The following is a 13,081-nucleotide window of genomic DNA, read 5'->3' on the forward strand; positions in this document are numbered from 1 at the left end:
CAAAATCAGTAATATTCTATCATCAACAAGAATCGAAGTCTCTAAAAAAGAGAAGAAAAGCCACACTGCATTTGTTCCCTACGATCGTTGAAAAAACAGCAGCCTACTACCTCGGCTGCCGTTCTTCGTGTTCGGACCTTTTCCATTTTCACCCACGGCCGGCTCCCGTCCTCACGGTTGAGAAGGAATATGCTCCTGGATCAGCAGCATGGCAGCATGGTAGAAATGATCGGCGTTAAACGCGGATTTTTTCATATAGGCCATCATAATGGCCCCGCTGTGCAGCATTTCCAGCTGGGACGTGAGCGCATCGGGGTCTTTCGCTCCCGCTTCTGCCGCCATTTGCTTGATCTCGCTCCAGATATGGCCGCGGCACTCAATCGCTGCGGCATGGGCAGGATGTCCGTTGTCGGGAAACTCCACAGCGGTATTCATATAGGGACATCCCCGAAAATCGGGCTCCTTCATGCGCTCGGCCACGGAGTGGAGAAGAAAGCGCAGTTGTTCGAGCGGATGGTGCGGAAAACGGAGCCGCGCTTCCTCGATCCGTACCAGGCTTCGAGGAAGGCGTTGTTCCAAAAAAGCGACGATCAGGTCGTCTTTTGTGGCGAAATGGCGGTAAAAGCTGGCTTTCGCCACCCCGGACTCCGCGATGATGCGATCAATGCCGACAGCGCGTATCCCTTCCTGGTAAAACAACTCGGATGCTACATGCAAAATGCGCTCTTTGGCTGACTCCTTTTTATCCATGGCAGGGAATCTCTCCTTTACGAATGGTGGAAAACACATCAAACTGTCCCAGCAAAACCAAAAACCGGTTGACGCGAGACAGATCTGTCTGTATCATGTGGATAGTCACGAGACAGACAGATCTGTCTACCCACATTGTAGTCAAGATTCCCTCCTGCTGTCAATTGGGGACTCCTTCGTATGGGATACGAAAAAACCAGAGTGAAAGGGTGTTTCAGCGGATGTCTACAGCGGCAAAATCGGTCTCGCCGGACCATACGGCGACGAAATCGACGGCAACTAGGGTAAGCCCGATGCTTGCGGTCATGCTCTTGGCAGTATTCATGTCAGTGGCCACTATTTTTATCGTGAATGTGGCGACGCCCTCGCTTCAGCGCGGTCTCGGCTCCAGCTTTTCCGGGGTGCAATTTGTGATCACCGGCTACACATTGGCCTATGCGGTCGCGCTCATTGTCGGCGGGCGCCTGGGAGATCGTTTCGGCCGAAAAAGGATGCTTGCTTATGGGGTAACCGGCTTTACGATCACGTCGTTATTGAGCGGCTTTGCAACCGGAGTGAACATGCTCATCCTGCTGCGGATCCTGCAGGGGCTGAGCGCCGCCATGATCGCCCCGCAAGTGCTGGCTCTGATCCAGGTACACTACGCGCCGGAAAAGCGGGGCACGGTGTTTGGGCTGTACGGCGCGGCGCAAGGGCTCGCGGCGTCAACGGGGCAGATTATCGGGGGACTGCTCCTGTACTGGAATCCGCTCGGGCTGGAATGGCGGACCGTATTTTTCTTCAGCGTGCCTTTCGGAATTGCCATTTTGGCCATGCTCCCGTTTATCGAGGAATCCAAAAGCGCCGGGAGTGCGAAGATGGACTGGATCGGAGCACTGAACGTCGCGGCCGGATTGTTGATGATGGTGTTTCCGCTTGTCCAGGGACAAAAAGAAGGGTGGCCGCTCTGGCTGGATCTGTGCCTGCTCCTGTCTTTGCCGGTGCTGGCTGTCTTCGTCTGGCATGAGCGAAGGGTAGCGCGCAGCGGTGGCGTTCCTTTCATGAACGTCGATTTGTTCCGGAACAGCGTGTTTACGAAAGGCATGCTTATCGTCTTTTTGCTGCTGTTAGCACAAGCCGCCTTCTTTTTGATCGCCGCGTATTTTCTCCAGATCGGCATTGGCCTGACCGCGCTGCAGGCGGGATTGGTCATTTTGCCGATGGGAACCGGCTATTTTTTGGCCTCGCTCTACTCTTCCAAAGCAGTCGCCAGGTTTGGCGTGCACACCCTGACCCTGGGTGCGGTTCTCAGCGTCATCGGCTTTTTGTCCCTGGCCATCACAGTTCGCTTGACAGGGGCTGCCTTTCACGGATATGAATCGATTCTGCCCTTGCTCCTTTTAGGGATGGGCCAGGGAGCGATCGCCGCTCCGTTGACGAATATCGTGTTGGCCAAAGTCCGCGGCAGCGACATCGGCTCCGCGTCTGGTATCCTGACGACCGGCATGCAGGTCGCCTTTGCGCTGGGGATTGCCCTGATCGGCGTCATCTTTCTGAATACGATGAGGGTCCATGCGGATACGGTAAGCGGCGAGGTGGCACAGCAGCTTCGGCAGCAGCTGTCGGCGATGCCGCAGACAGGAGTCCACCAGGAGCAGATCGTTCAGCAATTCCGCGTCTGCTACGCCGATTTCGCCCGTCAAAACGACTCCACGGCCTTGCCTGCAAGCTGCAGGATCAGCTCCGACGACCCGCAGATCCACAGTCTGTTTTTGGCGAGCATCCAGGCTGCAAATGCGAAAAATTACGCCGATGCCTTCCAGCTTTGCCTGTATGTGCTCGCGGGGATAAGCGCAGGTTTGCTGCTGCTGGTGCTGGCGTTGGCAAAAGGCAGCCGTCAGCCGGAACCGAATGGGTGAAAGTCCCGCGAAAGTAGTCCACACAACAAAAAACCGCACGCAGCTGTGCGGTTTTTGCCGTTCCATTCATCTCGATTTATTTCGCCGACAAACCTCCGTCCACCACAACCGCGCTGCCTGTCATCGCCGATGATTCGTCGGAAGCCAGGAAAACAGCGACATTAGCGATTTCGATCGGTTGGATGGTCCGCCCGATCGGCTGGAAATCATGAATGCTCCTAAGTACCTGATCCCGTCCGCCAAACAGATCGGCATGAGCGTCATTGAAGGTCGTATCTACCCATCCCGGGCAGATGCAGTTTACCCGTACATTTTCTGCGGCAAAGTCCAGCGCCATTTGCTTCGTGAGCATGTGGATGGCGCCTTTGGAGGTGACGTACGCAGACAAGCGCGGCTCTGCTACAAAGCTGTTGGCGGAGGCCATGTTCACCACAGCCCCTCCCCCTGCCGCAACCATTTCCGGCAGAAAATATTTGGAGGTGAGATACATGGATTTCACGTTGACTTCCATCGTGCGGTCCCAGACTTCTTCCTCCGTCTCGACGACGGAGCCGGGGATGTTGATCGCTGCATTATTGCACAGAACCGTGGGAACCCCGTACCTTTCTTTGGTAAAATCCAGGAGGGCCTGCACATCGGCCGCTTTGGATACATCGGCTCGGAAAAACACGGCGGTGCCGCCCTTGCTCGCAATCGCAGCTACTACTTCCTCCCCCGCCAAACTGATGTCGGTCGCCACGACAAGGGCTCCCTCTTCCGCATATCTGTGGGCGATGGCCGCTCCGATTCCGCGTGCCGCTCCTGTTACCACTGCAATCTTGTTTTTCAAACGCATCTTGCATGCTCCTCTCGCCATTTGTTTTTGTTTATAGGTCTTTGAGGACGGGCGCTACTTTTCGATAGCCGCCCGACTTCAGGTAGCCGACGATGATTCCGATCAGGACCCAGGCGAACCCTACGGTGAAAGTCATCCGGTCAAAGCCGGACCAGACGTAGCCGGTAATGAGAAGCCCGATAAACGGAGTCACCGCGTAGGTGAGAAATCCCTTTGCTCCACGCCGCTTTTTCTTGCCGTAGAAGTAGACGATGATGGTGGCATTCAGCATCATGAAAGCGGTGATGGCCCCGAATGTCACGAACTTGTACAACGTCTCAATCGAGAGGCAGAAGGTCACGACGATGGAAAGCAGGGCGCAGAAGATCGTCGCATGGACAGGCGTCTGGTATTTGGGATGAATTTTCGCCAGCACTTGCGCAAAGGGCAGCAGGTTTTCCCGGCTCATGGAATAGAGCACCCGGGCTGTAGCCGACTGGACATTCAGCGTAACCGCAATTCCTACGGCAACGACATTGATCAGGATCAAAACCGTGTAAAAAACAGGTCCGCCCGCTTCCCGCGCGATTTCAAAAAAGCCCATGTCCGGATTTAGCGTCTCGTACTGCGGATGGATCAAGGCAGCCATATAGACCTGAATGAAAAACAGCAAGCCGCTGAGCAAAATGGACAGAACGGTTGCCTTGCCGACCGTCTTTACCGGATCGCGTGCTTCCTCAGCCAGCGTGCTGATGCCGTCAAAGCCCAGAAAGCCGAGTACGGCTATGGACGTCGCCGTCGCGATAAAGCCAAAGTCTACGTGATCCGCCTGAAACAGCGGAGCCAGGCTGAAGCCGCCCATGCCGTGACCATCAACTAGGACAAATTTGACGGCGATACCGAGGAAGACGATCAGCGTGACGATTTGCATCCAGAACATGAAAAGATTGGCGCGCGCTGTCATGGTGATCCCTCTGACATTGATCAAGGTGTTGCAGACGACGAAAATCAGTGTCCAGACGAAAGCCGGGACCTGAGGCAAAATGCCTGCCATCCACACGCCCGCAAAAGCGTACAACAATGCCGGACACAGAATGTAGTCGGCCAAAATCAGCCAGCCTGCGATAAAGCCCACATGCGGATTCATCCCGCGGCTCACATAGGAGTAGACGGAACCGGCGTAGGGGAATTCCTTGCTCATGTGCCTGTAGCTGAATGCCGTGAACATCAGGGCGATCACCCCGATGCAGTAGACGAGCGGCACCATGCCAAAGCTCTGCTGCGCCACAGCACCATAGACCTGCATCGGCGCAAGCGGGGCCATGAAAACCATTCCGTAGATGACCAGGTCCTTAAACGTAAGCGTTCGCCTTAACTCTTGTTTGTACTGGCTGTTGTCCAAGCCGAACTCCTCCTTTATGCCAAAAAAAATGAAGTAGTACTTTTTCATCTTAGACCTCTTTCAGAAAATTTCGAAATGGATTTGGTCAGGACAGGAGCCCTTCTGTCCGTACGGGTTGGCCTTGACCCGCCCTTATACGGTTTGGCATTTTATCAATTCCTAGCTGTACAAAAAAACAGCGAGCCCTGGAGACTCGCTGCCTTTTCTATAACCACTTTTTCAGGTTGTGCCAATAAGTGATGATCTCCTGCGTCTTTTCCTCTGCGATCAGAGCTTGTTTGCCTTCATTCCCCTCCTGAAAGAAGATGCTCGTGCCTTCGATGCGGCCGATCTTTTTCAAATTGACGAGAAACGACCGATGCGTCAGGTAAAAATGGCAGTCCTGCAGGTAGCTCTCGTACAGCTTGATCGGAATTTTCGTTTCATAGGCTTCGCGTGGGGTGTGCACCAGAATCGTACGATTGATCGATTCGATATATAAAATGTCTGCGGGTGTCATCTGAAGAATCTCCTCCCCGCAGACAGGGACATAAAGCCCACCCGCCTCCATGAACCTTTGATAGGAAATATCATTTTGCAGCTTTTCCACGGCTTGTCTGAAACGCTTCTCCGTATAAGGCTTCTCGACGATATCCACGATCCCCAGATCATAGGTGACACTCGCATGGGGCGCCATTCCGGTAATGAGGATGGTAGGGAGATGGACGCCCCTCAGCTTTAAAATCGAATAGCTCTCCAGCCCACCTCTGCCCTCTCCCAGATGGATATCCACGATCATTGCCGTCAGATCGGGAGTCAGTGTCGCCAGAGAGATGAGCTCATCACCCGTGCGCGCCTTGCCGACAATCCGTATATGCGAAAATGGGGCTAGGTACCCCTCTATCAACTCCAGCTGCAGCTCATCATCTTCTGCGATGAGCAAATTGATCTGCTGCTTCTGCATGTCTCTCACCTCTCTTGCTATTTTCTGTCCGCAACGGATAAGACGATGGAAAAGCAGGTTCTTCCCTTGGCCGATGTGATATACATGTCCCCCGCGTACTTCCGAACGGCTTCCCGAACGATAGCAAGGCCATACCCGCGCGCTCGGCCGGTCTCGTTTGCTTTTGTGGTGTATCCGGCCTCGGAAAGCCTGCGAATGGCCTGAGGCGAAAGGGTCGGTCCCGTGTTTTCTACCATGACTTGATAGGACTGTCCCACTTTCCTCATCGTCAGGGAAATCCTTTTGTCTCCCGTCTGATCTTCCTCGGCAGCCTCGATTGCATTGTCGAGAAGATTGGAGAGGATTTTGATCAAATCGGAGGAAAGGACGCCATCGAAGGTCTCATCCGGCGGGATGTGCAAATCCATCTCGATTTGATGGCTGCGAGCCTTTTCCGCTTTGGAATGCAGCAGCACCAGCAACGCAGGGTTTGCGACCTGCTCGGAAAGCGCGACGACCTGTACGTCGGCCTGCAATCCCCGCAAATATTCCCGGGCTCGGTCCACCTTTTTCAGTTCCAGGAGGCCAAAAAGCACCTGCAAGTGATTGGCAAAATCGTGGCGGATCGACTGAATAGATGCGAGAATCGCCCGGAATTCCCGCTGGAAGGTCTGCTCGGAATCTCCGACAGCCCGAAGCGTCTCACGCTGGTACCACCCGCGGATCACCGTGTAGCTGACCACGATTAAAATCAGAACAAGCAGATTGGCCGCAACATGAAAAATGCTGTTGGTGAGCGCATTGGCTTCTATCTGCTCCAGCAGCTCTACGCCGATGTCAATGCCCACAATGCCGACCAGCTGACCGGACGCACTGATCAAAGGCGCGCCCGCTGTCATGTAGACGCCGTATTTGGGATCGTGGATGATACCCGTATGAAACGTGTCGCCTTGGTAGGCTGGCTTTACCTCCTCCATCGTCAGCGTGCACAGCTCCCCGATATACGTCTGGGCACTGTCTCCCGGCGGAAGGCCGTTGATCATGACACGGCTGTTTCCCTGTGCGTCCATCATGACGATATACACATGCTTTGCGCCGATTTTTTTCCGGTAATCATTGAGGAAGTGATTCAGTTCGATATAGTCCGGATTTTCTTCCGTCGGCTTTTGCAAAAACCTCTCGAAGCTCGCTACGTCTACTTCCCGTGCGATATCGGCAGCGGTCTTCATGCTCTGGGTGGCTATGGAGATCTCCACAGTGCGAATGGTGCTGTCATAGACCAGCAAAATATTCGCAACCATGAAGCAGACACTCAACATGATCGCAACGATCAGTATCATTCTCACCCTTTTATTGGTTGGAGCCGTGATTGCTTTCATAGAACGGATAATACCTTTCTTGGGCATTCATGACTTGCATGAATTTTCCCTCATTTTATCACGAAACCGGGTAAATCTGCTTGCCCAGAAATGTGACTCGCCGCTGTCTTTCTCATGGGATGGCGTCTTCGTCCTGATCAGAAAAAAAGAGAGCAAGAATCATCCTGCTCTCAGGGCTCTCCAGTTTGACGAAGACATCATAATTTGATCGAATGGGGTACTGAAGGGGCGGTTATCGAGGAATGGGATTAATCGGAGATGTCATGATTCGATCATACGTCTCCCTATTTTTTGGATCGCTATGATAAAACATCACGGTATAGTTTTCGTATTTATAGTAGAGTTGGTGATATACCTTGCTGTCGATATCAAGACGCTTCCCTGTCTCAATGTCCCACCATCCACGGCCGCTTCGGCGAATGCCGATGGCTATGCTGCCCCCCTCCATGAGCCGGCCCCTGATGCTGGCAAGCCCCTCCTTCATGGGCATGCCTTTCTTTCCTGACGATCTTCGGCTCCGCGCCCCGCTCGATTCTCTGGCGCAGCGCTTGTGGGGTAAGGATCAACCCGCAAGCGGAATACATCCGCCTGGACGTCTGTCCGCACTCCGGGCAAACCGCCATGTCCGTTACTTCACTCATTTTCAGCCATTGGATAAACGGTCCGCATTCCTCGCAACCATACTCGTATCTAGGCATGTTCGCAACCTCCTTTGCTATGGGGTCGGTATCTATTTCGGTAAAATGTCGCGGTCAAAGATGCTCGTCGGGATGGAGAGGGTGCAGCAGGCATTGGGAATGTCGACGATTCCCGCGATGCGTCCCTCCACCGGTGCGGTTCCGAGCAGCATGTACGCCTGCTCTCCCGTAAAGCCCATCGCCTTTTTCAAATACTCGATCGCATTCAGGCAGGCATTTCGGTACGCGACATGCGCATCCATGTACAGCTGCTGGCCAGTCGTCTCATGAACGGATATCCCTTCGAAGACGAGGTATTCGGAATAGTGGGGTTCGACCGGCCCCGGCTTGAACACGGGATTGTTTACGATGTTGTACTTCGCCATCCCGCCTTTGATCACGTCGACATGCAGGTCGATCCAGCCAGCCATTTCGATCCCGCCGCAGAAGGTGATTTCCCCGTCCCCCTGCGAGAAATGCAAATCGCCCATCGAGAGCTTTGCTCCTTCGACATAGACAGGGAAGTAGATCCGCGTTCCTTTGGACAAGTTTTTGATGTCGCAGTTGCCGCCATGCTCGCGGGGCGGAACGGTTCGTGCTGCTTCCACGGCGACCCGGTCGAACTCCGCACCCTTTAGACTGCCAAGTACGGCGCTGTGCGGCGTGGGCAGGTTGGCAAGCGGCGGGACCCGTCCCGGATTGGTCGCCACCAGATCGCGCTCGCGCCTGTTCCATTTGTCCAGCAATTGGTGGGACGGTGCGGTGCCGATCAGGCCCGGATGGAGAATGCCCGCAAACCTGACTCCTGGCAAATGCCGGGACGTCGTGTATATGCCCTGAAAATCCCAGATGGATTTGGCCGCCTGCGAGTAGTGATCGACGAGGAAGGAACCGCCGTTTTCCTTTGCAAAAATGCCATTGAATCCCCATTCCGCCTGGGGCAAAGCGCCGATGTCGAGGATGTCCACGACCAGCAAATCGCCCGGCTGTGCTCCGTTTACCCAGATCGGGCCGCTCAGGACGTGCACGCGGTTGAGGTTTACATCGCGTATGTCAGACGGGTCGTCGTTGTTGGCGATTTGTCCGTCCGTCCAGTCTTTGCACTCGATGCGGAAAACCGCACCGGGATTCACCGAAACCGTCGCCGGGATGTCGGGATGCCAGCGGTTATGGCCGGGCGTATCCTGCTCCTCCATCGGTTTGTTGAGATCGACGCGAAACAACACTTCGGGCATGCTTCGTCCTCCTTTTCGCCATGCGTATTCGAGCCTTGCGCACTCTCCGTGTAGCAATCCACGTGCCAAAGCTTGGGCCATCCCATCACAGATGACCGATCCCCCCTTTTTTCTCTTCATGGCGGGAAGTGGACATTCTGCGAGTCGATTAGGATTTGTATAGTAGAAAGAGAGCACTGTCCCAAATCAGGTCAGCTTCAGCTGGCACCCTTTCCCGTCACCCCTTCCTTTGTCATGGGCAGCCTCAAAGCTGGCAAGCGCTCTTCATTTGTCTCAGAACGGGACGCCGTCTCGTGTTCGGACAGATTCGTTGATGAAAGGAGGCGAATGCCATTTTCCATGCTGGTATGTTGCCGTTCTCCTCTGAGGTGTCCAAAGGACGCGACCTCCCGTTATCGCCGACGTCTCCATTCTGGCAATCCCTGCTTGCTGCGTGGGGGGCAAACAGCCGGGAAATGGTCCTTGCCCACAATCAGGACAGGATCATTGTCTTTGCCAGTCGCCAGGCGGAGGAATGCTTGTCCCTTCGTGCGGGAGATGTGCTCGACGGGAGCCGGGAAGCGTCCCTTCACAATAAGTGGACACTGGAAGAATGGCCCGTGGACGACTTCCTCCACACCAGGGTCCGGTTGCTCGCCATCCGCCCGCATAGACACTTTCACGCCATGCGGGACACAATCCCATTTCCTCTCATTCAGACGAACAGCCCTCTCTACATGGCCGAGCTGCAAACCGCCCGTGTCGCAGCGGATAGCCTTACGAACACCCTGCTGCTCGGAGAAACCGGCTCTGGCAAGGAAGTGCTCGCCCGCGCCATCCATGGCGGCAGTAGGCGAGCACAAGGACCGTTCCTGGCGGTCAATCTGGCTTCACTCCCTCGCGAGCTCATCGCAAGCGAACTGTTTGGATACGCAGAGGGGGCCTTTACCGGAGCGAGAAAGGGAGGCCGCTTGGGCAAATTCGAAGCGGCCAACGGCGGGACGCTGTTGCTCGACGAAATCGGGGAGCTGCCCCTGGAGCATCAGGTTTTGCTTCTTCGCGTCCTGGAAGAGAGGACCGTCACTCGTCTGGGCGCCCACGAAGAAAACCCGCTGGACGTCCGAATCGTAGCGGCCACGAACCGGCCACTGGAAAAGGAGGTGGCAGAAGGGCGGTTCCGCGCAGACCTCTACTTCCGTCTAAACGTTTTGACGATCCGGATCCCCCCTTTGCGTGAACGTCCCGAAGATATCGCCCCGTTGGCGGTACACTTCGTCCAAGAGCTCGGAAAAAAGCATGGTACCGGCCCTTCCGTGCTGAGCGAGGATGCGCTTTTTGCCCTGCAGTCCCAATCCTGGCCGGGGAACGTCCGGGAGCTTCGAAATGTTGTGGAACGAGCGTTTTTGCTTGCCTTTTACGAACCGGCCATCACGCCAGTCCACCTGCCTGCGGAATGGAACGGTGCCCCCCCTCGCATTGCCCACAAGGGACAGCTTCACTCTGGCAGCGGGTTACTTCTGCGGGAGATGGAACGCCAAGCCATCAGGCAAGTGCTGGCAGAAGCCAGAAGCATTAGCGAAGCGGCGAAGAAGCTGGGCATTGCCCGCAGTACGCTGTATCGGAAAATGGGAGAATGGGGGATTCCGTTGGACGGGGAAGGCTCGATGGGGAGTCTACGGAGAAAAAAGGAACCAAGAAACGGGCAAATAAAAGTCGATAACTGACACATACTAACACTCGAAACAAAATGCAAGAAGTGTGAGGCAAAGTCTGTACGCCAAACCAGGCACAGGCTTATTACTATCGGATAAAGTAGTGATTCCCGTTGATTCGACGCATCCAATCTTTTCTGGTTCGAGCCGTCTGCTTCATGTTCCTGGTCGCAATCCCGTTAGAACAGACCGCCAGTCAGCCGACTCACGCGAACCATATCCTCCCTTTTGTTGCGGAGCAAGGGTCCATCGTCATCGAAGTGTACCCTCTCCGGCATCAATTAATCGTGTGGAAGCAGGGGCAAAAAATAAAAACGTACCCGATTGCGGTCGGCAACCCTTCGACCCCTACTCCGATTGGAGAGTACAAAGTCGTGTACAAGGGAAAAAATTGGGGGCCCGCCTTTGGCCCGAGGTGGCTCGGCCTCAATGTTCCGTGGGGCATATACGGCATCCATGGCACGAATCGGCCGTATTCCATCGGGCAGCATCTCAGCCACGGCTGTATCCGCATGCGCAACCGGGATGTCATCGAGCTATACGATCTGATTCCGGTCGGCACAAAGGTGACGATATTCGGTCATGTACTGGGTGATCCAAGCCACAATCCCCGGGATTTGGCTGAAGGGGATGTCGGCGGAGACGTGCAGCTGATCCAATCTCGCTTGCGGAGTGCCGGATACTTCCGCGGGGTCGTAAATGGCAAATTCCGCTCTGATACGACTGCTGCGCTCAAAGCGTTTCAGCGCGATCACGGCTTGGCTCCCAATGGTGTCGTCTCCAAGAAGGTGTACATGGAAATGGGACTCTGGGAGTGAACGAAGACGAAAAGGCAGCCTTCCCCATTGAGCGGGAGGCTGCCTTTCGCATGAGCACTAGCCGGTATACTCTTCCACCTTCGGCATTTGTCGTGACCACAATGCAAACCGCTTTACCTTTCCCCCGGCATCCCGAACGAAGTGTACCGGGGTATCGATTCCGCGCCGGCTGAACAGAAATGCGTCCTCGCCGATGGGGCGAAGCGGCAGCTCCGATTGGTCGAGCACGAGAACAAGCCTTCCGTCAGTTTCGTCCAGGCGAATAGTTACCTCGTCTCCTTCCCCGGAACGATACCTGCCTGGGTACTGCCGCAGGCTTTCTACCGTCTTCTCGACATCGGCAAAAACGGCGTACTGCGTAGAGAGCGGACGGTCGAACAGACTGTTGAGCAAGCCCAAGGTAAGGTCGCCAATGGGCGCGTCATCGACGTTGGTCAGCACAATGCCCGTGATCCCCGCCTCCGGAACGATGAGCATCTGCGCTGTTATTCCTTTCAAGCCCCCCGTATGCTGGATAAGCGTGAGCTGCTCCGAGAAAGGCAGGACCCCCAATCCGTACCCGTAGCTGCGGACCGGATCGATTCTGGCATGGGGATACATCATTTGCTCCGCGCTTTCTTTGGCGATGATCCTCGTCCCGTTCGAAACCCCGCCCGTGCGAAAGACCTCCGCATATCGGAGCATATCGCGAGCGGACGCCTTGAGGAAGCCCGCCGCCCGCATCGACGGGGAATCCCACCACAGAGGTGCCCGCAGCACTTCCCGCGTACCGCCGTCGCCAGCACGAGGGGTGTACAGCATGGCCACGTTATCCGGGTCGTCGTATTCTTCCACGAGAAAAGCCGATCGCTCCATTCCAAGCGGCTGCAAAATTCGCTCGCGGACGTATGTCTCGTACGGCTTTCCGCTGACGCGCTCAATGATTGCGCCGAGCAAACCAAAGGCATCGTTCGAATAGCTGAACTCCGTTCCCGGGGGACCGAGCAGCTCGAACGGCAGGTCTGCGATGTACGCCATCAGCTGCTCGTACGTCTCGATTGACTCCGAGCACTCCTTTTCAAACTGGCTCAGCAATCCTTCCGCCGTCGGGTCTGCTTTCAGGCTTTGCAGCATGGCAGGGATCAAGGACGGGAGCGGCGGCAAGCCCGGCGTGTGAGTCATGAAATGATGGATCGTGATCTCTCTGGTATGGGCTTCGTCCGGCGTGCGAAACTCCGGCAAGTACGTGACGACCGGATCGTGGACCGAAAGCTTCCCCTCCTCCTGCAGCTGCATAATCGCCACGCAGGTAAAGGACTTCGTGATCGAACCAATGCCAAACACGGTATCCAGATCAATCGGCCATCGTTTTTCCCGGTCCCGATAGCCGAACGTCTTCTCGTAAAAAAGAATGCCGTCTTTCGCCACTGCCACAATCGCACCCGGCACTTGAAACTCCTCGATCAGCTTTTGTGCGTACTCTTCGTAACCGGCCGTCCATTCGAGCGTCTTCATG

At 55.3% G+C, this 13,081-nt stretch carries 11 protein-coding genes; 3 read left to right on the forward strand and 8 right to left on the reverse strand.

What is annotated here, in order from left to right; translation table 11 throughout:
- Positions 1-171 precede the first annotated feature (171 nt).
- Positions 172-750: a TetR/AcrR family transcriptional regulator gene (locus RGB73_RS19860; protein ID WP_310764483.1), complete on the reverse strand. Its 579-nt coding sequence runs from the start codon at positions 748-750 to the stop codon at positions 172-174.
- A gap of 221 nt (positions 751-971) precedes the next feature.
- On the opposite strand from RGB73_RS19860, the gene RGB73_RS19865 reads away from it, so the two are divergent.
- Positions 972-2,648, forward strand: coding sequence for an MFS transporter (locus RGB73_RS19865; protein ID WP_310764484.1), 1,677 nt, complete (start codon positions 972-974; stop codon positions 2,646-2,648).
- Between the two features lie 76 nt (positions 2,649-2,724).
- Here the strand turns inward: RGB73_RS19865 and RGB73_RS19870 are convergent, their stop codons facing one another.
- The 6 genes from RGB73_RS19870 to fmdA all read right to left on the reverse strand — a co-directional run bounded on the left by RGB73_RS19870 (position 2,725) and on the right by fmdA (position 9,077).
- Positions 2,725-3,483, reverse strand: a complete 759-nt coding sequence (locus RGB73_RS19870) for an SDR family NAD(P)-dependent oxidoreductase (RefSeq protein ID WP_310764485.1) — start codon at positions 3,481-3,483, stop codon at positions 2,725-2,727.
- Between the two features lie 31 nt (positions 3,484-3,514).
- Positions 3,515-4,912 carry an APC family permease gene (locus RGB73_RS19875; RefSeq protein ID WP_310764486.1) on the reverse strand — a complete coding sequence of 466 codons (1,398 nt, stop codon included), beginning with the start codon at positions 4,910-4,912 and terminating at the stop codon, positions 3,515-3,517.
- A 157-nt stretch (positions 4,913-5,069) separates the two neighbouring features.
- Positions 5,070-5,807, reverse strand: coding sequence for a LytR/AlgR family response regulator transcription factor (locus RGB73_RS19880; protein WP_310764487.1), 738 nt, complete (start codon positions 5,805-5,807; stop codon positions 5,070-5,072).
- Between the two features lie 17 nt (positions 5,808-5,824).
- Positions 5,825-7,126 (reverse strand): sensor histidine kinase, encoded by a 1,302-nt coding sequence (locus RGB73_RS19885; RefSeq protein ID WP_310764488.1) that lies wholly within the window; start codon positions 7,124-7,126, stop codon positions 5,825-5,827.
- A gap of 425 nt (positions 7,127-7,551) precedes the next feature.
- Positions 7,552-7,863, reverse strand: a complete 312-nt coding sequence (locus tag RGB73_RS19890) for an FmdB family zinc ribbon protein (protein WP_310764489.1) — start codon at positions 7,861-7,863, stop codon at positions 7,552-7,554.
- Positions 7,864-7,895: 32 nt separating this feature from the next.
- Complete coding sequence (gene fmdA, locus RGB73_RS19895) at positions 7,896-9,077, reverse strand: formamidase (RefSeq protein WP_310764490.1); 1,182 nt, start codon at positions 9,075-9,077, stop codon at positions 7,896-7,898.
- Between the two features lie 455 nt (positions 9,078-9,532).
- Here fmdA and RGB73_RS19900 point away from each other — a divergent pair, with 455 nt between their 5' ends.
- Together RGB73_RS19900 and RGB73_RS19905 are read left to right on the forward strand one after the other, a co-directional pair.
- Positions 9,533-10,780: a sigma-54 interaction domain-containing protein gene (locus RGB73_RS19900; protein ID WP_310764491.1), complete on the forward strand. Its 1,248-nt coding sequence runs from the start codon at positions 9,533-9,535 to the stop codon at positions 10,778-10,780.
- A 146-nt stretch (positions 10,781-10,926) separates the two neighbouring features.
- On the forward strand, positions 10,927-11,586 hold the full coding sequence (locus RGB73_RS19905) for a L,D-transpeptidase family protein (RefSeq protein ID WP_396136223.1): 660 nt from the start codon (positions 10,927-10,929) through the stop codon (positions 11,584-11,586).
- Between the two features lie 57 nt (positions 11,587-11,643).
- Here the strand turns inward: RGB73_RS19905 and RGB73_RS19910 are convergent, their stop codons facing one another.
- The gene (locus RGB73_RS19910; protein WP_310764493.1) at positions 11,644-13,080 is read right to left on the reverse strand and encodes a serine hydrolase domain-containing protein; all 1,437 of its coding nucleotides are present in this window, start codon (positions 13,078-13,080) and stop codon (positions 11,644-11,646) included.
- Between the last annotated feature and the right edge of the window lies 1 nt (position 13,081).

Source organism: Brevibacillus brevis (assembly GCF_031583145.1).
Lineage (GTDB): Bacteria > Bacillota > Bacilli > Brevibacillales > Brevibacillaceae > Brevibacillus > Brevibacillus brevis_E.

Excerpts from the sequence above, each read along its gene's own strand:
- RGB73_RS19905 (WP_396136223.1), top strand. The coding sequence starts at position 10,927 with ATGTTCCTGGTCGCAATCCCGTTAGAACAGACCGCCAGTCAGCCGACT.
- fmdA (WP_310764490.1), bottom strand. The coding sequence starts at position 9,077 with ATGCCCGAAGTGTTGTTTCGCGTCGATCTCAACAAACCGATGGAGGAG.
- RGB73_RS19860 (WP_310764483.1), bottom strand. The coding sequence starts at position 750 with ATGGATAAAAAGGAGTCAGCCAAAGAGCGCATTTTGCATGTAGCATCC.
- RGB73_RS19880 (WP_310764487.1), bottom strand. The coding sequence starts at position 5,807 with ATGCAGAAGCAGCAGATCAATTTGCTCATCGCAGAAGATGATGAGCTG.
- RGB73_RS19875 (WP_310764486.1), bottom strand. The coding sequence starts at position 4,912 with ATGAAAAAGTACTACTTCATTTTTTTTGGCATAAAGGAGGAGTTCGGC.
- RGB73_RS19865 (WP_310764484.1), top strand. The coding sequence starts at position 972 with ATGTCTACAGCGGCAAAATCGGTCTCGCCGGACCATACGGCGACGAAA.
- RGB73_RS19910 (WP_310764493.1), bottom strand. The coding sequence starts at position 13,080 with ATGAAGACGCTCGAATGGACGGCCGGTTACGAAGAGTACGCACAAAAG.
- RGB73_RS19885 (WP_310764488.1), bottom strand. The coding sequence starts at position 7,126 with ATGATACTGATCGTTGCGATCATGTTGAGTGTCTGCTTCATGGTTGCG.
- RGB73_RS19900 (WP_310764491.1), top strand. The coding sequence starts at position 9,533 with ATGGTCCTTGCCCACAATCAGGACAGGATCATTGTCTTTGCCAGTCGC.
- RGB73_RS19870 (WP_310764485.1), bottom strand. The coding sequence starts at position 3,483 with ATGCGTTTGAAAAACAAGATTGCAGTGGTAACAGGAGCGGCACGCGGA.
- RGB73_RS19890 (WP_310764489.1), bottom strand. The coding sequence starts at position 7,863 with ATGCCTAGATACGAGTATGGTTGCGAGGAATGCGGACCGTTTATCCAA.